The following is a 21,443-nucleotide window of genomic DNA, read 5'->3' as shown; positions in this document are numbered from 1 at the left end:
CTGCTGTTCACCATGCCCGCCGCCGATACGCCCGCCGTTGCCGCCACGTTTAGGGCCGTGCTCGAAGCCGGCGGCCCCAGCTTCATGCCCACCCAACTTGTGGTGGTGCCGGCCGACGCCCTGGCGGCCCTAGGGCCCCGCACCAAGCGCGTGCTGGCTACCCTCAACGACCAACGCACCGAGCGGCTGGGGCTGCTGCCGCTGCCCGGCGGCGGGCGGCACCTACTGCTGCGCAAGGCGCTGTGCCAGGCCCTAGGGCTGCGTATCGGCCAGGAGTTGACCGTGAGCCTAGCACCCGACCCCCACCCCGATTACGTAGACCTGCCCAATGAGCTAGCCGAAGCCCTGGGCGCCTGGCCCGAAGCCGAGGCCGCCTTTCTGGCCCACACCGGGGCCATGCGCCGGGCCATGGCGCGCAAAGTGGCCGACGCCAAGCGTCCCGAAACCCGCGCCCGCTACGCCGTGGAGCTGACCGAGCGTCTGGCGCGGGGCAGCCACCCTTTCCGGGCTGGGTAGGGGCCTAGGGGCTAGCGGCCGGGCGGCGGCACCACGCGCGCCAGGGCCGTCACGAGGTCGGGCACGCGGTCTGACACCTTCACCACTTTGCCGTCTCTGCCAACCACCAAGTGGGTTGGGTAAGCGCTCAGGCGTAGCGAGCCTGCGATATAGTCCTCGCTTTTAGGCACCACTGCGTAACGCAGCGGCTGGTTGGTCAGAAAAGCCTGGAGGTAATCCGCATTATCCAGCGCCAGGCTCACGAACACCACGTCGGGATTAGCCTTGTATTGGTCGGCCAGCGCGTTCACCTCTGGAAATTCTTTGACGCAAGCCGTGCAGTTGATAAACCACGTCTTGAGCACCAGCACTTTGCCGCGCGTATTGGCGGGGGTGTAGCGCCGGCCGTTGAGGTCGCGAAAGTCAAAGGCGGGGAGCAGCTTGCCTTCCAGCAGGTAGTGGTCCAGCTCGATGTCAGCTAGTTGCTTGCTGGTAGCGGCAATTTCCGGGTCGGCGCCGGCCGGCAGCGGGCACAGCTTGAGGGTGAGCGTGGGCGAACCGGCGGGCTTTTTTAGCTGCAAGGCAATAAACCGGCCGGTGCGCAGCCGCTCCAGAAATGCCGGGCGCGCCAGGGGCCGAGCCGCCGTGTCGAGCCCTACAAAAGGCTGACCCAACGGCACTTGATAGTAGGCGTACTCATACCAAGTTCTAAAATCGTGGGTCAGCGAGTCCACTTTCGCTTTTTCGGCCGCAGCCAGTGCGGCTGCCCCCTGCGTGGTGCTCCCTGGCCCGCAGGCCGCCAAGCCCAATATACTCGCCACAACTACCCCTAGGCCTGTCTGTTTCATGCAAGCCAAGGTACACAAAAAAACCGCGCCTACTCGGTAGGCGCGGCTCTTATAGTGGCACTCGTTATTACTTCTCCTTCAAGGCGATATTGATGACCATGCCGGGCTCGCTCACCATAAACTTGCACTCCTCGAACTTGGGCGCGGCGAAGCGCGGGCGCACGTTGTTGGAGAAGGCGTAGGGCTCGGTGGGAATACCCAGGAAGTTCTTGTCCAGCAGATCGTTGTTGTTGGTATCCTGCGTTAGGGCCACGGCCCACTCACCGGGGGGCAACTCCACGGGCACCGTGATGGTGTTTTTGCCGGCGGGGCGCACCAGCAGCCGCATCACCTGCCCGCCGTCCTTCAAAAAGGTGTCAGACGTGTTGTAGAAATTAAGCTTTACCACCGATTGGGTCGAGGCCAGCGCCGACACCACTACCGTGACGGGCACCGCTGCCGGGCGCGCGGGGCCGGGGTGAGCCGAAGCGGTAATAACCGGGGCCGCTTGAAACAGCAGCAGGGGCAGCAGCAAAGCAGTCATAAGCAAAGCGGGTTGGGGCGGCAAGATAAACTTGTCAACCCCAACCCGCGGCAAGTCGTTCAGGCCTAGTCCTAGCCTTTCTTTTCTACCGGAAACTTATCCAGAATATCCTTGGCATTCTGGGCAAACTCGCGGCCAATGCGGTCGGGGTCGTCCACCGGGTCGGCCAGTGAGCCGCGCCACACCAGGTTTCTAGTGCGCGCATCAATAAAGTCGATGATGAGCGTGCCTTGCTTGTACTGCTCGGTGCGGTAGGTTTGGTAGTAGCCGGGGTTGTAGAAGTAGCCGTAGTTGACGGGAATAAAGCCCCCGCCGTAGGACAGCGAGTAGGGGTAGGCGTAGCCGGCCCCAAAGCCGCCCACCGGCGGGTTGGCCACCGTGCGCTCGGCCTCGTCGATGTAGAAGTGCGTGCTCACGTAGAAGTCGGGCCGGCCACTGGTTACCTGGCGCAGGCCGCGCTGGGCCAGCGCGTTGCTGATGGCCATCCGGATGCGGTCCTGGGCGATGGGGTCGTGGTAGACGGGGTTGGCGTCGCCGGTGGTTTTCACCTTGGTATCGGCCCAGGCGTAGGTACGGTAGCGGCTAAAATCGACGTTGGCGCGCTGCTCCACGTTCACGCGGGGGGCGCAGGAGCTAAGGCCAGTTAACAGCGCTAACACGGCCAAAAACAGAAAACTTCTCATGGTCAATGGAAAGGGGTGGTTAAGTAGCTTGTTTACTGGCTTTTGGAGCTTCGGGTTGAATAGCCACCAGGCACTAGCTGATTATCTGCTATTTACTCACCTTATGCTCGACCCTATCCCCTAGGCCGCCACCCGGTGCCAACTGGCCGGGCGCTACTTTCGCTGCTACCCTCCCACCCTATCCTATGCAAGCCTACTTCCGCGAGTTTCAGCGCCTGGCCGCCGCCGGCAATTACCAGGCCCTCACCCAGCGCCCGGTGCCCAAGCCCGAGTTTTTCAACTGGACGGCCGACATTGTGGAGGGCCTGCACCTGGCCGCCCACCCCGACCAGCCCGCCCTGGTGCTGGCCGATGATGCCGGTAGCCGCACCTTCAGCTACGCCGAGCTGCTGGGCCAGGCCAACCAGCTGCTCAACTACTGGCGGCAGCGGGGCGTGCAGCCCCACGAGGCCGTGTTTTTGATGGTGCCCGTGTGCGCCGAGCTATGGCCGGCGTACCTGGCCGGCATCAAGGGCGGGCAGGTGCTGGTACCGGCCGCCAGCATCCTCACCGCCCAGGATTTAGCCTACCGCTTTGGCACGCTGCTGCCCGCCGTGGTGCTGGCCGACGCCGAGAACGCCGCCAAGATTGACGAGGCCGAGCAGGCCCTAGGGGGGCGCATCGGGCTGAAGATGCTGGTGGGCGACCCTGCCGCCAGCCGGCCCGGCTGGGTTGGCTTTGGGGCGCTGGCGGGCCTAGGCACCCAGGCCGCCCCCGCCCCCACCCGCGCCGACGACCCACTATTTCTGTTCTTCACCTCGGGCACTACGGGCCTGCCCAAGGTGGTGACGCACACCCACTTCTCGTATCCGGTGGGCCACCTCAGCACTGCCGCCTGGATTGGCCTGCGCCCCACCGACCGGCACTGCAACGTGGCGCAGCCGGGCTGGGCCAAGTTTGCCTGGAGCAGCTTTTTTGCGCCCCTGAGCATAGGGGCCACCGTAGTGGCCTACCAGGGCAGCGGGCGCTTTGCGGCGGGGCCGCTGCTGGCCATGCTGGCCCGCGAGCGGGTAAGCACGTTTTGCGCGCCGCCCACGGTGCTGCGCCTGCTGGTGCTCGAAGACCTGGCGGCCTACCCGCTGCCCGCCCTGCGCGAGTGCGTGAGCGCCGGCGAGCCTCTTAACCCCGAGGTGATTACAGCCTGGCAGCGCGGCACCGGCCACTGGCTGCGCGACGGCTACGGCCAAACCGAGAGCACGGCCATGCTCGTGAACCTGCCCGGCGCCGAGCTGCGCCTGGGCAGCATGGGCCAGCCCTCGTTTATGTACGACGTGGCCATTGCCGACGACGCGGGCGCCGAGCTGCCCGCCCTCACCGAGGGATACATCGTGGTGCGCACCGACACGGGCCGGCCCAATGGCTTGTTTAAGGAGTACTACGGCGAGCCGGCGCGGGCGGCCAGCGTGTTTCAACACGGCCTGTACTACACCGGCGACAAGGCCTACCGCGACCCGGACGGCTACTTTTGGTTTGTGGGCCGCGACGACGACGTGATTAAATCCAGCGGCTACCGCATTGGGCCCTTCGAGGTGGAGAGCGTACTGCTCGAGCACCCGGCCGTAGTGGAAGCGGCCGTGGTGGGCGTGCCGCACCCCATCAAGGGCCACGAGGTGAAGGCGTTTGTGGTGCTGGCGGCCGGCGCCGCGCCCACGGCCGCGCTGGCCCACGAGCTGCTGGCCTACGGCCGCGCGCACCTGGCGCCCTACAAGGCCCCGCGCCGCCTCGAGCTGGTGGCCGAGCTGCCCAAAACCATCAGCGGCAAGATTCGGCGCGTCGAGCTGCGGGCCCGGCCGGCGGGCGGCGCGGGCGAGTTTAGCTCCGAGCGGTGAAGAAACGCCGCCAGTTAATTCGTAACTTATTTTTTAAAATAGCTTACTGATTATCTTGATTTTGGCCAGCGCTGGCTGAGTTAGCCGCGTAAGTACTAATACGTAGGCACTAGCCTTACAACTCGCACGGTACGGAGCACGTAGGCTTAGAAAAGCCAGCTTCGGCTAATCCCTAGGGTGGTTATTTTCCTCAAACCCTTCCCATTCTGATGGTTTCATTACACCACCTTAGATTTCCGGCGCTGGCGCTATCGGGCGCGGCGCTGCTGGCGGCCGCCGCCTGCGGCAGCACCAACACTAGCACTACCGCAAGTGCCGACTCGCCCACCACCGCCCACGAGGCCGTGGGCGACACTACCAAAACCGGTGCGACGGCCACCAGCGCCGCGCTACGGCCGGGCAGCGTGGAGGCCGGGCGCGACGTGTACCGCTTCGAAACCTTTGGCACCGAGGGCTTTTGGACCAATGCCGTGCGCATGCCCCAGGGCATGGCCCAGGCCAAGCTGACCGTGCTGGACGCCTTAAAAGCCGGGGTGAGCTTCGACGTGGATGCCATTCCGGCCGACCTGAAGACGGCTTTCATGAGCGAGGTCCGCACCGACCTCTCGCCCGGCAAGGCCCCTAGGCTCAATGACCCCGCCGTGATGACGCAGCTGGTGAAGGCCAACGCGGTTATTGGCATGGTGCCTAAGGGCAACATGGTGGGCGTCAGCTGCTCGCTGTGCCACGGCATTACCGACAAGTCCATGTTCGCGCTGAGCGGCGACCGCGGCACCATCGGTAAGCGCATCGACGGGCCTACGCCGCACCAGCTCAACGTAGGCAAGCTGCTGGCCACGGGCGCCAACACCCGCGCCCTAATGCCGGTGGCCCAGCTCCAAAACCCCGACGGCAGCACCATCGGCCGCGCGCCCAAGGGCCTGACGGCTAACTCGACCGAGGCCGAGTTTGACGCCTACTTCAGCAATCCCAAGTATTACCCGCTGGGCATGTTCGACGACTCGCCCGATGGCAATGGCAACCCGGTGCACATCGCGCCTTTCTTCCGGCAGGATTTGGCCGCGCCCTACGGCTCGTCGGGCCAAAACGGCGACCTGAATGACTTCAACAACACCGTGTACACGGCGCTGTTCGACCAAACCAACCTTACCACGCCCGGCGGAGCCACGTTCATTCACATTCTGGGCGGCACGGCCGGCGACTCGCTCATTGCGGGCTACAAGCGGGTGCTGGCGGCCACCGGCGTGCAGGGCATTCCCTTCGTGACGGCCCACATGCAGGGCAAGGCCGGCGAGCTGGCTACCCCCACCGGCAAGCGCGTAGACGAGCAGAAGCTGCGCGACCTGCAGGCCTACCTCAACCAGCTGCCCGCCCCCAAGGGCGTCGTTACCGATGCCGCGCTAGTGGCCAAAGGCCGGGCGCTATTTGTGAGCCAGAACTGCACCCAGTGCCACAATACCAACCAGGGCCAGCCGGTACAGAGCCGCCTGATTCCGATGAACGTCATCTGGCCCGGCTACGCCCCCAAGGTCATTGCCATGCGTCAGCCCCCGCTCTCGCCCATCCAGAACGCACCCGGCACCTTCGACGACAAGATGATAGTAGTGGACGCCAGCCCGGGCGGCGGCATCCGCGGCAACGCCCTACCCCTGCTGCTGGACTTGGCCCGCAAGCCGGTGTTCTTGCACGACGACGAGGTAAAGGGCTTAGACGCCCTCTTCGACCCTAAGCGGGGCGCCAAGGCTCCGCACCCCTTCTACGTGGTGGCGCCTGCTGACCGGGCCGCCCTGGTAGCCTATATGAAGAGCCTGGACACGGACAGCAAGTAGAAGTTGGGTTTAGGCTAGTAACACGCCGGGCTGCTCTTAGGAGTGGTTCGGCGTTATTATTTGGGGGCGGCAGGCTGGGCGGGGCGGGGCTTCTTTTAGGCCCGCAACGCCGAGCCCGGTGCCGCTACTTCACGCCTCAGTACCGCCGCCCGGTCGTATTTTACGTTAAGGCAGCTTAGATATTACGTGCTTAACGCGGGCGCAACGGCCCACCTTTTTATCGATATGGAAGGACTTACCAAGATTGAAGAGCTGGGCAAGCCGCGCGTGGTGATTGTGGGCGGCGGTTTTGGGGGCCTGGCCCTGGCCAAAAGCCTGGCCGATGCGCCGGTGCAAGTGCTACTCATCGACAAGCAGAACTACCACGGTTTCTGGCCGCTGCTTTACCAGGTAGGCACCGCCGGCCTCGACCCCGACAGCATCGTGTCGCCGTTTCGCAAGATTATGGGGGGGCAGGACAACTTTTACTTCCGCCTAGCCGAAGTGCAGTCCGTGGACCCCACCGCGCAGGTGGTCGAAACCAGCATCGGCCTCATTCGCTACGACTACCTGGTGCTGGCCACCGGCACTACCAGTAACTACTTCGGCGATAAGGACATGGAGCGCAACTCCATCAGCCTCAAGACGGTGCCCGATGCCATTATGCTGCGCAATACGCTGCTCTCCAACTTCGAGCAGGCTCTCCAAATCGGCGATATTGAGCAGCTTAACAGCATGCTCGACTTTGTGATTGTGGGCGGCGGGCCCACCGGTGTGGAAATGGCCGGCGCCCTGAGCGAGCTACGCGACCACGTGTTCCCTAGGGACTACAAGGAGCTGGATTTCCGGCAGATGGACATCCACCTCATCCAGAGCGGGCCGGTACTGCTCAAGGGCATGTCGGCCGACGCCTCGGAGCACGCCCTCAACTACCTGCGCAAGATGGGGGTGCGGGTGTGGCTCGACTGCCGGGTGAAGTCGTATGACGGCTACACGGTGACGCTGAACACGGGCGAGCAGCTGATAACGCGCACCCTGATATGGGCGGCCGGCGTGACGGGGGCGCCCGTGCAGGGCCTAGCCCCCGAGGCGCTGCTGAAGGGCAACCGCTACCAAGTCAACGAGTTCAACCAGGTGGCGGGCTACGCCAACATCTTTGCGCTGGGCGACATTGCCCAAATGGCCACGCCCGACTACCCCGAAGGGCACCCGCAGGTGGCGCAGCCCGCCATTCAACAGGGCGAGCTGCTGGGCGCCAACCTCATGCGCCTGCTGGCCGGGCAAGCCATGGAGCCCTTCCGCTACGCCGACAAGGGCACGATGGCCACCATTGGCCGGCACCGGGCAGTGGGCGATATCATGCTCTTTGGCAAGCAGTTGCACATTTCGGGTTGGCTGGGCTGGCTCGGCTGGAGCCTGGTGCACGTGCTGGCGCTGGTCAGCTTCCGCAACCGCCTCACCGTGTTCCTCACCTGGGCCTGGAACTACGTGACCCAGGACAAAGGCATGCGCTACATCATCGGCAAGGTGAAGGCGCCGCTCAAGGAAAAGGAGGTAGACGTGAAAGCAGTGGTGTGAGTGGGGGCAACTCGGCTACTTATTCATCCTAGCTTATTACAACGTCATGCTGAGCTTGTCGAAGCATCTCTACCACGCCGCCTAGAGCGTCGTGCGGTAGAGATGCTTCGACAAGCTCAGCATGACGTTTTTATTTGATGTATTAGCCAGATTCAATCCTATGGCCACTATCACCCTCAGCAGCACCCTAGGCATTCTCACGGCCATGTTTACGCCGGCAGTGCTGGTGTCGGCCTGCGGCTCGCTCATCCTGACCACCTCGCAGCGCCTGAGCCGTAGCCTGGACCGGCAGCGCGAGGTGGCGGGCCTGCTGCATCAGCCTTCCCCGCCCCCCGAAGCATTGCCCAAAGCGCACCTGCTGGCGCAGCTGCACTTTGCGGCGCGGCGCGCGCAGCTTTTGCAGCAGGTGATGACCATGCTGCACCTGGCCCTCGGCATGTTTGTGGGCACGGTATTCACCATCGGCCTCTTCGAGCTGACCAACAGCTCGGCGGCCTGGGTTATTGCCTTACTAAGCGTAGTGGGCGCCTCCTTACTGCTGTACGCCAGCTTGTTACTGATTCGGGAGTCGCGCCTGGCGGTGGCCGACGTGCGCGAGGAAACGCAGTTTCTGCTAGGGCAGGGCTAGGGGCGGCCGGGTGGGCGCCGGCCAGGGGCCTAGGGGCGGCGCAGCCTAGGCTAGCTGCCTGAAGAATTGACGAACTCCGCGTAGCATTATTCAGGAAAAATTGATACTTTCGGGCTTTGTGCTTGCATTATCCTTTTTTCCAGCTGCATGAAGAAACGCTACTTATTGCCCTTTGCCGTGCTGCCGGGGGTGCTCCTGTCGCCGCCCGGCCTGGCCCAAACCTCCCCCACCGCCCAAACGCCTAGCCCCGTGGGCACCGTCACGGGCACGGTGCGCCAAGAGTCGGACCGCACGACCCTACCGGGCGTGAACGTGCTGGTGAAGGGCACCAGCAACGGTACCTCTACCAACGCCGACGGCAAGTTTACGCTGACCAACGTACCGGCGGGGGCTACACTGGTGTTCAGCTTTGTGGGCTACGTGAGCGTGGAGCGCCGCGCGGGCAGCGGGCCGCTCGACGTAAGCTTGCGGGCCGACGCCAGCGACCTCGACGAGGTGGTGGTGCTGGGCTACGGCATCAAGGACGAGCAGCGCAACCTGGTGACGGCCACCCAGACCGTGACCGGCCAGTCGATTGTGGACTCGCGCCAAACCAACGTGGTGAACGCCTTGCAGGGCAAGGTGGCGGGCGTCAACATCACGTCCTCGGGCGGCGGGGCGGGCGAGGGCGCCAGCATCGTTATCCGGGGCGGCACTTCGCTCGACGGCGACAACCAGCCGCTGTTCATCATCGACGGGCTGATAATGGATAACTCGTCGTTTCAGGAAAGCACGGCGCCGGGTGGCGGCTCGGCCTTCAACGGACTGCTGGGCCGCTCGGTGGGCGCCGCCAACCGGGCCGGCGACCTCAACCCCGAGGACATTGCCTCGATGACCATCTTGAAGGGCCCGGCCGCCGCCGCGCTCTACGGCCTGCGCGCCGCCAATGGCGCCGTGGTTATCACCACCAAGAAAGGCACGGCCGGGCGCACGCAGCTCAACTACCGCACCCAGTTTTCGGTGGATGAGGTGAACCGCCTACCCAAGATGCAGGGCCTCTACGGGCAGGGCTCGAACGGGGTGTACGACGCCACTACGCGCAGCTCGTTTGGGCCGCAGTTCGCCCCCGGCCAGCCGGTGTACGACAACCTGGGCAACTTTTTCCAGAAGGGCTACGCCGCGCAGAACTACCTCACCATGTCGGGCGGCTCGGACAAGGCCACTTTCTTCGCCTCGGCTTCCAACCTGGTGCAGCGCGGCGTAACGCCCGGCAGCCGCTACGACAAGACGACGGTGCGCATCTCGGGCTCGGCCCAGATTTCGCCCAAGCTCAGCATCACGGGCTCGGCGCAGTACCTCAATTCGGGCGCCACCCGGCCGGTGCAGGGGCCGGGGCTTATCAGCACCTCGGGCACCCTAGGGTCGGGCGGCTTCTTACTGAGCCTGCTGAACTGGCCGCGCAACGACGACGCTCGCAATTACCTCAACGCCGACGGCAGCCGCCGCCGCCTGCTGCCGCTGAGCGGCGCCGCCGTGGACGCCGACGCCGACAACCCGTACTGGACGGCCGCCAAAAACCCGCAGAGCGACCGCACCAACCGCTTTATTGGTAATACGCTGCTCAGCTTCTCGCCCACCAAGTGGCTGACGTTGAGCCATAACATTGGGGTAGACGTGTACACCTCGCGCAATACGTCGGTGCGGGCGGTGGGCACCTCGCTGCCCGGCAACCAGAACGGCGGCCTGGCCGAAACCGTGGACCAGAACCGCGTGCTGACGGCCACCACCCTGGCCACGTTCAACAAGTCGTTTGGCACCTTCCTGTCCGGCTCGCTCATCTTGGGCAATACCATTGAGGAAAACCGCGACCAGGCGGTGGACTACGTGGGGTTAATTTTCCAGAATCCTGACTTCATCGGCCTCAACAACACGGTGAACCGCAACGCCTTGCAGCGCGACGCCCTGCGCCGCCTCATCGGCAACTTCGGGCGCCTCAACTTCACCTTGTTCAACCAGCTCATCATCGAGCTGCAGGGGCGCTACGACCAGTCGTCGACGCTACCTAGGCCCGACGAAGGCAAGATTTTTGGCAAAGGCTTCTTCTACGGCTCGGCGGCGGCGGGCTACGAGTTCACCAAAATCCTGGGCCTCGACCAGAGCCCGGTGCTGAATTACGGTAAAATCCGGGCTTCGGTGGCCGACGTGGGCCGCGACACCGGGCCCTACCGCGTGCAGTCGCCGCTCACCACCAATACCTACATCGGCGGGGGCTTTCGCAACGACTTCTATGGCTCGAACCCCATTTTGAAGCCCGAGCGCACCCGCACCTACGAGGCGGGCATCAACCTGCAGTTCCTGCAAAACCGGCTGTCGCTGGACTTCAACTACTACGCCTCGCGCACCACCGACCAGCTCATCGCGCCCCGCGTGAGCCAGGCCACGGGCTTCATTCTGCAGTACATCAACGGCGGCACGGTTACCAACCGGGGCGTCGAAATCAGCCTCAGCGGCACGCCGGTGCGCACGGCTTCGGGCTTCAACTGGGACGTGCTGGCCAACTTCTACCACAACACCAACAACGTGGAGAGCCTGCCCTCGCCCCTGACGGTGGTGTACCAGTCCGACACCTTCATTACCAACGTGCACGAGGGCGGCGCCTTTCCCGGCCATCCCATTTCGGGCATCGCCTCCACCGACTACGTGCGGGTGGCCGACCCCAGCAGCCCCTACAACGGGCAGGTGATTATCAACGCCGCTACGGGCCTGCCCACGTTCAGCTCGGCGTTTGTGTACGCCGGCAACCGGGCGCCGCGCTTCACCACCCAGCTCACCAACACGTTCAGCTACCACGGGCTGGTTTTCACCAGCTTGCTTGACTTCCGGGTGGGCGGCGTGGTGGTGAACGGCAACGACTACTACCAGACGGGGGTGGGCACCAGCACCCGCACCCTCGACCGCTACAAGACGGTGACGTTTGACGGCGTGGTGGCCAGCGGCAAAGACGCCAACGGCAACACCACCTACACCCCCAACACCCGCCCCGCCGAGCTTACGCAGGCCTACTACACCGGCAACCTGGCCCAGGTGGGCACGCCCTTCATTGAGGATGGCTCGTGGGCCCGCCTGCGCTACGTGACCCTGAGCTACGCGCTGCCCACCAAGTGGCTGGGCGGCCCCAGCTCCTTCCTCAAAAGCCTGGAGCTGAGCGTAACCGGCCGCAACCTGGTGCTGCTGACCCGCTACAGCGGCGCCGACCCCGAAACGGCCAGCGCCGGCGCCGGCGTGCGCGGCGGCGGCTCGGGCGGCATCGACTACGGCAACATCCCGGCCACCCGCGGCGTGGACATGGGCCTGCGCGTCAATTTTTAATCATCTGCTAGTCAGCGCTTACGCTAGAACGTCATGCTGAGCCTGCCGAAGCATCTCTACCGCTTCGGCCGGGCCGCAAGGCGCCCTAGCCAACGATTAGCAAACGGCGTGATAGAGATGCTTCGGCAAGCTCAGCATGACGTTCTTTTCCAACTAGCTTTTCCTTATGAAAAAATATCTTCTTTTAAGCCTGGCGGGGGCCCTAGGGCTGCTGCCGGGGTGCCAGAGCTTCCTGGACGTTAACAACAACCCCAACAACCCGTCTACCACTACGCCCAACTTCCTGCTGCCCAATATCATCTCCAATGGTATTCAGACGCAGATGTTTACGGCCCTGCGCACGCCCTACATTACGCAGTACGTGGTGAGCCGCACGGCCAACAGCGGTGGCAACGACCAGTACATCCTCACCAACGCCCAGAGCACCAACACGTTTAACTACAGCTACTTTCAATCGGGCGGCAACATTCCGCCCATGATTGCGGCGGCCAAGGCCGAGGGCTCGCCCTACTACGTGGGAGCGGGCGAGATTATGCAAGCCATCATTCTGGCCCACGCCACCGACATGCTCGGCGACGTGCCCTACACCGAGGCCTACCAGGGCGGCACCAACTACACGCCCAAGTACGACCCGCAGCAGCAGCTTTACGCCACCATCAACCAGCTGTGCCTGGATGGCATTGCGCAGCTGCAGCAGCCGAGCAGCGCCGAGTTTCGGCCCCTCTACAGCAGCTCGCCCAGCGAGAGCGGCGACATCCTATATAAGGGCGACACCGGCAAGTGGATTCGGCTGGCCTACGCCCTGATGGCGCGCCAGGCCCAGCACCTCACTAAGAAGAGCAGCTACGACCCCGCCGCTGTGCTGGCCTTGTGCGACAAAGCCTTTACGAGCAGTGCCGACGACGCGCAGATTAACTTTCAGGTGGCGGTGGCGCCGCTGGCCAACACCACCAACATCTTTGGGGTGACGCGCTCGAACTTCGGCACGGCCGTGCTTTCGAGCAACGTGGTGAAGTACTTGAACGGCACCACCTTCGCGGGCGTCACGGACCCGCGCTGGGGCATTCTGGTGCCTACCACCAGCGTGGGTGCCGACCCTGGCGTGGGCGCCAGCACCACCGTCAACTACGCGCCCGGCTACTTCCCGCCGGCCAACCCCTCGTACACCGACTTCTACGCCTCGTGGTACGCCCGCGACCTTGGGTACTTCGAGGTGCTGACCTACCACGAGCTGAAATTTATCGAGGCCGAGGCTGCCTTTCGGGCCGGCAACACCAGCCGGGCGCTCACGGCGCTGCGCACGGCCATTACGGCGCACATGACCAAGGTGGGCCAGGGCGGCACCAACGCCCTGCCGGCCGTTACGTTCCCCACCATTTCCAGCAGCCAGATAAACGCCTATTTGGCCTCGGCGGCGGTGCCCCAAACGGCGGGCGCCGTCACGCTGCGCAGCATCATGGAGCAGAAGTACCTGGGCATGTTCCTCAACCCCGATTCGTGGTCGGACTTGCGCCGCCTCGATTTTGACCCCAGCATCTACGTCAACTTCGCCTTCCCCGTGGGCAGCGGCGTCAACCCCTCCTCGCTGGCCGCCACCGATACCAAGCTGCGCTACCCGCGCCGCCTGGCGCCGGGCGCCACCGAGGTGCTCTACAATCCGGCCAACGTGGCCAAGCTCTACAGCGACGCGGGCGTGGCTAATGGCGTCATCAACGACTACGTGCTCAAGCCTTTGTGGTTCGACATGCCCTAGGGCCCGCCTCCCCTCCACTTCCCGACTTATCTGCCATGAAACTTTCGCATTACTGCCTGCTGGGACTGCTAGGGCTGGGAGCGCTGGCCAGCTGCAAAACCAACCTGCCCACCCCCTACACCGGCCCGCCCACCGGCGGCTACGCCAACTTGGCGCTGCCCAATACCACCGCCCTGGTTACCAAGTATGCCCCCGGCGAGAGTATTCCCCTCACCCTAGGGTACTACCAGGGTGATAATCCCACCACCATCACCGTTTTCCAAGCCACCAAAACCGACTCGGCGCAGGTGGGCAGCTATCCCGTCAACGGCACGTTCAACCAGACGCTGGCCGTGAACACCCAGGCCGTGCCCTACACCGTGCCCACCACCTACGCCATCGGCACGGCCGTGCGAGTCGATGTGACGCTCAACTTCGCCGATGGTGGGCAGCGGCTGCGGCGCATTACCTACACGGTGGCCAGCTCGCCCACGCTCACTAATGGCACGCCCACCCTCACCTACCGCAACGGCCTAGGGGCCAGCGCCCAAACCAACGGCGACGTACTTGGCTACGCCATTACGCTGAACGCGGGCGGCATCTCGACAGTGCCCACCGGGGCCACCACCCCGCCGAGCAACTTGTTTAAGAACGTGGATAGCCTGGTGTACTACGCCCGCACCGGCACCACCGGCGCCTTGCAGCGGCAGGGCGTGATTAAAACCCCCACGGCGGGCGTGGTCAACAGCCGCACCATCGACGTGCGCATTCCGAGCGGTAGCGCGGCGGCGGGCGGCGCGCAGTTCGTGTTCACGGCCTTCGCCCAAACTACCTCTACCACGCTCACCTCGGCGCTGGTGCCGGTGGCGGCAGCCGGCACCCCACTGGCCACCACCCGGCGCGGCACCGTCAGCTTTGGCGGGGGCAGCAGCGCCGACTCGCTGGCCTTTAACCTGAGCGCGGGCTTGCCCGAGCCGGCCGCCAACGCCAGTACTGGCAAAGACCTGCAGGTAAGCGGCCTCTCAACCGCTGGCAGCGGCGCCCTCACCCTGAGCGCGCCCAACACCACGCGCTACTACAAGCTGAGCAGCAGCCAGCTCGCGGCCAATCCCTACGCCACGGCCACCGCCAACCAGGTGGGTTTGCTGCTGTACCAGAACACGGCCAGCGCCGACCTGGGCACCCCCGCCGCGGGCGACGTGTACGCGGTGCGGCTGCGCGGGGCTAGCACCTACGCCCTGCTGCGCATTCTAGGCACGCGGGCCAGCACCAGCGGCGGCGTGGGCCGGGTCAAGTTTGAGTACCGCACGCTGTAGCGGCTCGGCGGCGCTAGCGGCCCAATCTTTACGGGTTGTTTTGCGGTTTATACGGATGAGCTAAAGTATTATTACTAGAAACCTCCTTTGCTTTTGCAAGGGAGGTTTTTTAATTTGTTTCTTTATAAAAAAATCCCATCTAACTAATCTTTACAGGCTACACAATTGATATTATACTTAAAAAATACAAAAATTTAACGCTTTGAGCATACTGCAATCCGGCTAGTTGGTTTTTTACGAAGGTTAAGCATTCTTTTTTCTCTTTTCATTTTCTACCTCTCCTCTTTTATGGATACCACTGCTATTCTGCAGCGCAGCAACGTGACCATTTCGGGCCTTACCGACCCCGGCGCGCCCACCATCGTTTTCCTGCACGGCCTGGGCGCCGACCAAAGCTCGTGGCGCCTGCTAGCCCCGGCGTTTGAGGCCAATTACCGCGTGGTGCTGCTCGACCTGATTGGGGCGGGCAACTCCTCGCCCGAAGCCTACGACTACGCCCGCCACGGCTCGCTACACGGCCACGCCGACGACCTGCTCGACGTGCTGCGCGCGCTGGCCGCCACCGACGTTGTATTCGTGGGGCATTCCATTAGCTCCATTATTGGGGTGCTGGCGGCTGTGCGCGAGCCCGCCCGCTTTGGGCGGCTGGTGCTGCTGGCGCCCTCGCCGCGTTTCGTCAACGAAGGAGGCTACGCTGGGGGCTTTGCTAAAAAGGATATTGAGGAGCTGCTGACGGCCATGGAGCAGAACTACGAGGGTTGGATAGGCGGCGTAGCACCCCTTATGATGGGCAGCAGCAACACCGCCCTCATCGCGGAGCTGAGCAACAGCTTCATGCGCACCAACCCCACCATTGCGCAGCACTTTGCCCGCACCACTTTCCTCTCCGACCACCGCGCCGACCTGCCGCTGCTCACCACGCCCACGCTCATCTTGCAGTGCGCCCACGACGTGATTGCGCCCCTGGCCGTGGGCACCTACCTGCACGAGCACCTGCCCGATAGCCAGCTGGTAGTAATTGACACGCCCGGCCACTGCGCTCACCTCACCGCCCCCAGCCAGACGCTGGAGGAGATGGATGATTTTCTGCACTACGTGCCCTGCTGCGCCGGCATGGTGGGCCAGCCGCTTTAAACGGCGTTTTGCTTGGTAAGACCGCCTCAAAGCACCGTATACTGCGCGAGGCGGCGCAAGGCAGCTTACTATTTTGCAACCAGCTTTTGCAGCGCCTAGGGGCCTAGGGCAGATGCTGGTGCAGCCCCCACCCTACAGCCGCACGCTGAAGGCCAGCGGCTGCACTAGCACCTGCTGGCGCAGGCTGCTGTAGCCGATGCGCACGCCGGCCTCTAGGGGGGTGCGCAGGTGAAAGACGTTGAAGAGGACCCAGAAATCGACGCCCGCATTGTAGAAATCGGTGAGGAAGCGCTGGTTGACCAGCTGGCGGCCCTGCTGCACGGCCAGCAGGTTGCTGCCGCGGGCGAAGTCGCCAAACGCGGTGGCCCGCAGGCGCTGCACGTAGAGCACCCGGCCCAGGGCGGCGTGCAGGTAGGCCAGCGGCAGGTTGTAGTCGGCGCTGCCCACGGCCAGGCGGTCGAAGCTGAGGTAGTCGGGCTCGACGCGCGGAAAGGAAATGGCTGAGGCAAAGGCGTACTGGCTTTGCTGCTGGTACTGGAAGCCGCCGCGCAGGCGCAGGGCGTGGTGCCGGCCCAGGCCGGGCAGGTACAGGCCCGCCTGCACCCCCACCTGCGTAGCCTGCAAGGCGGTGCCGAATGGCGTGGTGCGGTAGGTGGCTAGCAGCGTGCCGCCCCCGCGCGGGGCCACGTCGCGGGCGCTTTGCTTGAGCTGGCTGGCGTAGCTCAGGTAGGTTTGCACGGCGTGCAGCGGGGCGGTGGGGCCGGTTTCGTAGAGGCTGCGCGAGGGCGCCACGTAGTTGTACACCTGCTCGCCCAGGTAGTAGGCCCCTAGGGTCAGGGCTTGCAGGTACTTGCCGCGGGTGAGCACCAGCGGCAGGCGCCCGCCCAGGAGCACCCGCGCCACCTGCCACTGCGTGAGGCGCAGGCTATCGAGGGGCCGGGCGCGGTCGAAGTAGCGGGCGGCGTTGCGGCCTTGGTAGCTGATTTCGGCATCGAGCACCACCGGCAGGCCTTGGTAGCTGAGCGCGCCGGTGGCCCCTAGAGTGCGCTCAGTTTGGTTGTAGAGTAGGCCCGCAAAAACCTGGGTGGTGCTCAGGTAGTCTTGCGAGCGCACGCCCAGGCTCACGTTGGCGCCGTCGGGGCTTTGCACCACGCCGTAGCTGAACAGCCGAAACGCGTGGGCCAGCGGCCGGTAGCGCCGCACCCCGTAGCGCGGCCCCACCGAGTCGGGCGAGGCCAGCAGGGCGGTGATGTGCGGCGCGGCGGGCTCGCCAGCGGCCAGCTTTTCGGCGTAGGGGCCGGCGGGCGCATCCTGGCGGGCGGGGGTGGGCAGGGCCAGCCAAGTAGCCGGGTCCAGGGGCATTTCCACCACCCTAGCCCCGGTAGCGCGGTAGTCGTGGAAGGCGAGGTGCCGCCCATCGGGACTCACCGTAGCGTGGTAGGCGCCGTAGGGCCGGTTGGTCACTTGGTAAGTCAACCCATTTTTTTGGCTGACGGCAAACACGTTATCCACGCCCGTTTGGGGTGAGTTGTAGAGCACGTAGTCGCCCCAGGGCTGCGGATTAGCCAGGTTCACGTTGGCTACCGGCAGCAGGTTTTGGGTTTGGCCGGTGGCGGGGTTTAGCAGCTGCAGGGTTTTGCCGGCGGCGCTCAGGGCCACGGCTACCAGGCGGCCATCGGCCAAAAAGCGCGGCTGCTGGTAGAAGTCGTTGCGCGGGTTGGGCAGGGTGTGCAGCACTTGGCCGGTGTTGGCATCCAGCACCAGCAGGGCGTGGTGGTAGCCGGGGCTGGTTTGCGTCACGACCAGCTGGCGCCCGTCGGGCGAGAGCGCGGCGGCCGTGTAGCGCGTGCCCCGCGCCAGGCGGTGCACCCGGCCAGTGGCCAAATCCAGCACCTTCACCTCCGAGTACACCACCTGGCCCCAACGCGGCTGCTGCCGAAACTCCACCCATGCAGCCCGGCCGCCGCCCACGCTCAGCATGTCGGGCAGGTTGAGGGGGCCTAGGGTGAACACGTGCCGCGCCAAGCTATCTGGCAAGTGTCGCTTTATCGAATCGGCCGCAACCGAGTCAACAATATTTAGATGAGCGGACAGCGGGCGACGGCGCGACAGCAGCACCAGTTGCTGAATATCGCCTAGGCCACTTTTGAGCACCAAAAGGGTGCTATCGCTCACGTACTGCGGAAATTGGTACTGCGTGAACACGCGGCTGGCGGGCTGCCCGGCCAGCTCGGTTACTGGCGTGGGCGCGGGCCGGGCGGCCAGTTCGGCGCGCCAGGTTGAGTCCAGCTCGGCCATCGTGCGCTGGTACAGGTCCTCGACCCGCAGGCCGGTGGTGCGGCGCAGGCCGTTGGAGAACGAAAACGGGTAGAATGGAAAGCGGTAGTACTGGTCGAGGGCGCGGCGCCACACGTTGGCGCCGTAGTGGGCTTTGGCATAGGATGTTAGGTAATAGCCCAGCACGTACCAGTTGGGCACGTTGTCGCGCAGGGAGCCGTTCACGGCCTCCTGGTAGCCGTAGCGCAGGCCGCTGAGCAGGTTGGCCCGCAGCCCCACCCCAAACAGGGGGATGCGCCCGCGCCCGCTGCGCGTGAGGGCGGTTTCGGTGCCCACGGCGTCGCCTTCAAAAAACCACTGCGGCACGCCCACCGCCGCCACCCCTAGGCCCCCCTCGCCCAGCAAAGGCACCACCACCCGCCCGAAGCCCTGCCGCGCCTTATCAAACTGGTTGACGTGCCGAAACTCGTGCACCGCCAGCCCGTCGAGCCAGTCCACGGTGCCCAGGCCCTGGGTTTGGTCGGGGGTGGTGAAGAACTCGGCGTGGCGCGGCAGAAACGTGACGAAGCCGTTGCTGACGGTGGTTTGGTTTTGCAGCACCACCGCCACCGGGTGCGCCTCCACGCCCAGCGTCTGGCCATCGGCCTGGTGCAGGGCCTCCAGGCGGGCGGCCGTGCGCTGGGCGGCCGTATCGAGCCCTAGGGGGTAAAGGACGCGGAAGTGCGGCGTTTGCACCTGCTGCCAGCGCAGGCCGGGCGGGTTTTGGGTGATGACGGGCAGGCTTTGGGCGCGGGCTACGGCGGCGCTGGCCAGCAGGCCAAGCAGCAGGAAAAGCGGGCGGGGCATAGGTAGCCGGAAGATACTCCGGCGGCGGGTACTGGCGGCTTCGGCGGCGGGCTTAACAATTATTTTAAGCGCCACGCAACAATTAATGTAGGTACACTGTTTATCTTTGCGCGGCCGGCAACCGGCGGCATCACCTTTCCATTCAACAACTTTCTCCTATGGCTACCACCTGGCTCATCGACCCCATGCACTCCGAAGTGCAATTTAAAGTGAAGCACCTGGTTATCTCCACCGTTACGGGCTCGTTCAACTCGTTCGCTGGCTCGGCCCTAACCGAGGGCGACGGCTTTGAGAACGGCCAGGTGGAAGTAAGCATCCAGGTGGACAGCGTGAACACCAGCCAGGATACGCGTGACCAGCACCTGCGCGGCGAGGACTTCTTCGACGCGGGCCAGTATCCGACTATCACATTCAAGTCGACGTCCTTCACCAAAAAAGGCGGCGACGAGCAGTATACCCTCAGCGGCGACCTCACCATCAAGGGCATCACCAAGCCCGTAACCCTCGACGTGGAGCACGGCGGCACGGCCGTTGACTTCTACGGCAACACCAAGGCCGGCTTCGAGGCTACCGGCAAAATCAACCGCAAGGAATTCGGCCTCACCTGGGGCGGCGTCACCGAAGCCGGCGCTATTGTGGTGGGCGAGGATGTGAAGCTCATCTTCAACATCCAACTGGCTAAGCAAGCCGAAGTAGCTGCCGCCTAGGGCAGCGCAGGGCTGAATAGCTAAAGACCGTAAACAGGCGGTCATGCTGAGCTTGTCGAAGCATCTCTACCGAACGACCCCTAGGGCTATTGTTCGGTAGAGATGCTTCGGCAAGCTCAGCATGACCGCCTGTTTACGTTTTCTCTTCTAGGCTGCTGGTTACTGGTTGTGCACGGCCTGGGCGGCTTCCTGCGGTGCGGCGTCGGGCTTCGAGCTGGTTTTCAGGCCAATAATGCCGGCTAGGATGAACCCGATGTAGAGCACGTGCACCCACTGGAAGGCTTCTTTCAGCACCAGCGTATCCACGATTTTGATACCCACCAGGGCCAGGCCCATCCAGATGGCGAAGGCCGTGGAAGCGGGTATTACGCTCAGCGCTTTCGAGAAGAAGATGACGTTGCCCACCCCGAAGGCAATGTAGCCCACGGCGGGCGCTAGCGTTTGCCAGCCCGCCGAGCTGGCGAAGAAGTGCGACCAATCGAGCGCCCGCAGCTTGGCGATGCTCGTGTACTTGAGGCTGTAGTTCCAGCACACTTCCATCACGGAAGCGAGCAGCAAGTACAGCCAGGCGGGGTTAAAGCTCAGGTTCAAGCGACGTGGGCGGGTTGTTTAGTTTCGGCAGCGGCGGCCGAAGGTACTGCCGCTTCGGGCGCGGGATTGCCGCCGGGGCGCGGGGCGGGCACGGTTTCGGCCACTTCCTCGGGCACTTCCCAGCCTTGCAGGTGCTTGGCGGCGGGCACGCGCCCGGCCACCCAGCTCAGCACCCGCCAGCGCAGGCCGTGGTAGTAGCGAAAGGCGGCCGACTTCTCGGCCAGGGCTTTTTCGTCGTAGCGATAGGCCGAGAACACGTGCTGGCCGAAGTAATCTTTGGGGAAGGCGTAGGGCAGCCCCCAGCGCTCGGGCTTGCGATTTTCGGGCCGGAAGGCGGTGCCAAACAGCCAGTCCCAGACGGCGAACTTGGTGGAGAAGTTGGCGTAGTACACCTCCTCGTGGTCGGCGTGGTGCCAGAGGTGCATTTCGGGCCCATTGATAACGTACTGGAGCTTACCCGATTTCACGTCGATATTAGCGTGGATATACATGCCCCACACCGCATCGATGAGCGCCTTGATGGGCACCACCACCGGATTGGCCCCTAGGAGAATGATGGGCGCAAACTCAATGGTTTGATTGATAACAATCTCCATGAAGTGTGAGCGCGAGCCGGCCAGCCAGTCCACCTGCTTGCCCGAGTGGTGCGCCTCGTGGGTGCGCCAGAAAAAGGCGTTGTTGTGCTGGAAGCGGTGAAACCAGTAGATGTAGAAGTCGTGGGTGATGACGAAGAAGCCCACCTGCGCCACCACCGGCCAGCTGCTCACGAAGTGGAACCGGGCCCCGAAGTGCGCGGCCAGCGGCGCGATGATGAACCCAAAAATCAGGATTTGCAGGAAGTAGCTCTGCACCAGCGTGTACCAGAACAAATCGACGAACAGCCCCTCCCGGAAAAACGGCAGCCCCTTGCGGTACGGAAACTTGCGCTCCAGCACCAGCAGCACCGCCACGGCCAGCAGCAGAATAGGCGTGGTAATGAGGGTGGTGCGCCCCACCGCATCCAGGCTGTGATAAAACGTGCTTACCGACTCCAGCATAGCGTAGCGTTAGTACTAGTGATG

At 64.1% G+C, this 21,443-nt stretch carries 16 protein-coding genes; 10 read left to right on the top strand and 6 right to left on the bottom strand.

Translation table 11 applies throughout. The features are described from left to right. The first annotated feature begins 12 nt into the window (after positions 1-12). Complete coding sequence (locus HHL22_RS20970) at positions 13-516, top strand: YdeI/OmpD-associated family protein (protein WP_169533332.1); 504 nt, start codon at positions 13-15, stop codon at positions 514-516. A gap of 11 nt (positions 517-527) precedes the next feature. On the opposite strand, the gene HHL22_RS20965 is transcribed toward HHL22_RS20970, so the two are convergent. From HHL22_RS20965 to HHL22_RS20955, 3 genes are all read right to left on the bottom strand, one after another. Beyond that, positions 528-1,343 carry a TlpA family protein disulfide reductase gene (locus HHL22_RS20965; protein ID WP_169533331.1) on the bottom strand — a complete coding sequence of 272 codons (816 nt, stop codon included), beginning with the start codon at positions 1,341-1,343 and terminating at the stop codon, positions 528-530. A gap of 67 nt (positions 1,344-1,410) precedes the next feature. Continuing rightward, on the bottom strand, positions 1,411-1,866 hold the full coding sequence (locus tag HHL22_RS20960; RefSeq protein WP_169533330.1) for a DUF2141 domain-containing protein: 456 nt from the start codon (positions 1,864-1,866) through the stop codon (positions 1,411-1,413). A gap of 71 nt (positions 1,867-1,937) precedes the next feature. Continuing rightward, positions 1,938-2,549 carry a DUF4136 domain-containing protein gene (locus HHL22_RS20955; RefSeq protein ID WP_169533329.1) on the bottom strand — a complete coding sequence of 204 codons (612 nt, stop codon included), beginning with the start codon at positions 2,547-2,549 and terminating at the stop codon, positions 1,938-1,940. A gap of 185 nt (positions 2,550-2,734) precedes the next feature. Between HHL22_RS20955 and HHL22_RS20950 the strand changes: the two genes are divergently transcribed. The 8 genes from HHL22_RS20950 (at position 2,735) to HHL22_RS20915 (ending at position 15,961) form a co-directional block, all read left to right on the top strand. Next, entirely contained in the window at positions 2,735-4,417 is a 1,683-nt protein-coding gene (locus HHL22_RS20950; protein ID WP_169533328.1) for an acyl-CoA synthetase, read from the top strand. 209 nt (positions 4,418-4,626) lie between these two features. After that, positions 4,627-6,246, top strand: coding sequence for a c-type cytochrome (locus HHL22_RS20945; RefSeq protein WP_169533327.1), 1,620 nt, complete (start codon positions 4,627-4,629; stop codon positions 6,244-6,246). A gap of 225 nt (positions 6,247-6,471) precedes the next feature. After that, positions 6,472-7,803 carry an NAD(P)/FAD-dependent oxidoreductase gene (locus HHL22_RS20940; protein ID WP_169533326.1) on the top strand — a complete coding sequence of 444 codons (1,332 nt, stop codon included), beginning with the start codon at positions 6,472-6,474 and terminating at the stop codon, positions 7,801-7,803. Between the two features lie 160 nt (positions 7,804-7,963). Continuing rightward, entirely contained in the window at positions 7,964-8,431 is a 468-nt protein-coding gene (locus HHL22_RS20935; RefSeq protein WP_169533325.1) for a DUF2721 domain-containing protein, read from the top strand. A gap of 147 nt (positions 8,432-8,578) precedes the next feature. Continuing rightward, on the top strand, positions 8,579-11,779 hold the full coding sequence (locus HHL22_RS20930; RefSeq protein WP_169533324.1) for a SusC/RagA family TonB-linked outer membrane protein: 3,201 nt from the start codon (positions 8,579-8,581) through the stop codon (positions 11,777-11,779). Positions 11,780-11,945: 166 nt separating this feature from the next. After that, a complete protein-coding gene (locus HHL22_RS20925) occupies positions 11,946-13,532 on the top strand; it encodes a SusD/RagB family nutrient-binding outer membrane lipoprotein (RefSeq protein WP_169533323.1) in 1,587 nt (528 codons plus the stop codon). 35 nt (positions 13,533-13,567) lie between these two features. After that, positions 13,568-14,827, top strand: a complete 1,260-nt coding sequence (locus HHL22_RS20920; RefSeq protein ID WP_169533322.1) for a hypothetical protein — start codon at positions 13,568-13,570, stop codon at positions 14,825-14,827. A gap of 288 nt (positions 14,828-15,115) precedes the next feature. After that, positions 15,116-15,961, top strand: a complete 846-nt coding sequence (locus tag HHL22_RS20915) for an alpha/beta fold hydrolase (RefSeq protein WP_169533321.1) — start codon at positions 15,116-15,118, stop codon at positions 15,959-15,961. A gap of 132 nt (positions 15,962-16,093) precedes the next feature. Here HHL22_RS20915 and HHL22_RS20910 read toward each other — a convergent pair whose 3' ends face one another. Beyond that, positions 16,094-19,084 carry a hypothetical protein gene (locus HHL22_RS20910; RefSeq protein ID WP_169533320.1) on the bottom strand — a complete coding sequence of 997 codons (2,991 nt, stop codon included), beginning with the start codon at positions 19,082-19,084 and terminating at the stop codon, positions 16,094-16,096. A gap of 158 nt (positions 19,085-19,242) precedes the next feature. Between HHL22_RS20910 and HHL22_RS20905 the strand changes: the two genes are divergently transcribed. Continuing rightward, positions 19,243-19,791, top strand: coding sequence for a YceI family protein (locus HHL22_RS20905; protein WP_169533319.1), 549 nt, complete (start codon positions 19,243-19,245; stop codon positions 19,789-19,791). 159 nt (positions 19,792-19,950) lie between these two features. Here HHL22_RS20905 and HHL22_RS20900 read toward each other — a convergent pair whose 3' ends face one another. Both HHL22_RS20900 and HHL22_RS20895 read right to left on the bottom strand, forming a co-directional pair. Next, the gene (locus tag HHL22_RS20900; RefSeq protein WP_169533318.1) at positions 19,951-20,382 is read right to left on the bottom strand and encodes a DMT family transporter; all 432 of its coding nucleotides are present in this window, start codon (positions 20,380-20,382) and stop codon (positions 19,951-19,953) included. Beyond that, positions 20,379-21,419, bottom strand: a complete 1,041-nt coding sequence (locus HHL22_RS20895; RefSeq protein ID WP_169533317.1) for a sterol desaturase family protein — start codon at positions 21,417-21,419, stop codon at positions 20,379-20,381. The genes HHL22_RS20900 and HHL22_RS20895 overlap by 4 nt, the downstream gene beginning before the upstream one ends. Positions 21,420-21,443: the final 24 nt, after the last annotated feature.

Source organism: Hymenobacter polaris, from assembly GCF_012927305.1.
Taxonomy (GTDB): Bacteria; Bacteroidota; Bacteroidia; order Cytophagales; family Hymenobacteraceae; genus Hymenobacter; species Hymenobacter polaris.
Note: the sequence above shows the minus strand (reverse complement) of the source record. Positions and strands in the feature narration are given on the sequence as shown.

Excerpts from the sequence above, each read along its gene's own strand:
- HHL22_RS20895 (WP_169533317.1), bottom strand. The coding sequence starts at position 21,419 with ATGCTGGAGTCGGTAAGCACGTTTTATCACAGCCTGGATGCGGTGGGG.
- HHL22_RS20945 (WP_169533327.1), top strand. The coding sequence starts at position 4,627 with ATGGTTTCATTACACCACCTTAGATTTCCGGCGCTGGCGCTATCGGGC.
- HHL22_RS20930 (WP_169533324.1), top strand. The coding sequence starts at position 8,579 with ATGAAGAAACGCTACTTATTGCCCTTTGCCGTGCTGCCGGGGGTGCTC.
- HHL22_RS20915 (WP_169533321.1), top strand. The coding sequence starts at position 15,116 with ATGGATACCACTGCTATTCTGCAGCGCAGCAACGTGACCATTTCGGGC.
- HHL22_RS20970 (WP_169533332.1), top strand. The coding sequence starts at position 13 with ATGCCCGCCGCCGATACGCCCGCCGTTGCCGCCACGTTTAGGGCCGTG.
- HHL22_RS20920 (WP_169533322.1), top strand. The coding sequence starts at position 13,568 with ATGAAACTTTCGCATTACTGCCTGCTGGGACTGCTAGGGCTGGGAGCG.
- HHL22_RS20925 (WP_169533323.1), top strand. The coding sequence starts at position 11,946 with ATGAAAAAATATCTTCTTTTAAGCCTGGCGGGGGCCCTAGGGCTGCTG.
- HHL22_RS20940 (WP_169533326.1), top strand. The coding sequence starts at position 6,472 with ATGGAAGGACTTACCAAGATTGAAGAGCTGGGCAAGCCGCGCGTGGTG.
- HHL22_RS20950 (WP_169533328.1), top strand. The coding sequence starts at position 2,735 with ATGCAAGCCTACTTCCGCGAGTTTCAGCGCCTGGCCGCCGCCGGCAAT.
- HHL22_RS20905 (WP_169533319.1), top strand. The coding sequence starts at position 19,243 with ATGGCTACCACCTGGCTCATCGACCCCATGCACTCCGAAGTGCAATTT.
- HHL22_RS20965 (WP_169533331.1), bottom strand. The coding sequence starts at position 1,343 with ATGAAACAGACAGGCCTAGGGGTAGTTGTGGCGAGTATATTGGGCTTG.
- HHL22_RS20955 (WP_169533329.1), bottom strand. The coding sequence starts at position 2,549 with ATGAGAAGTTTTCTGTTTTTGGCCGTGTTAGCGCTGTTAACTGGCCTT.
- HHL22_RS20960 (WP_169533330.1), bottom strand. The coding sequence starts at position 1,866 with ATGACTGCTTTGCTGCTGCCCCTGCTGCTGTTTCAAGCGGCCCCGGTT.
- HHL22_RS20910 (WP_169533320.1), bottom strand. The coding sequence starts at position 19,084 with ATGCCCCGCCCGCTTTTCCTGCTGCTTGGCCTGCTGGCCAGCGCCGCC.
- HHL22_RS20935 (WP_169533325.1), top strand. The coding sequence starts at position 7,964 with ATGGCCACTATCACCCTCAGCAGCACCCTAGGCATTCTCACGGCCATG.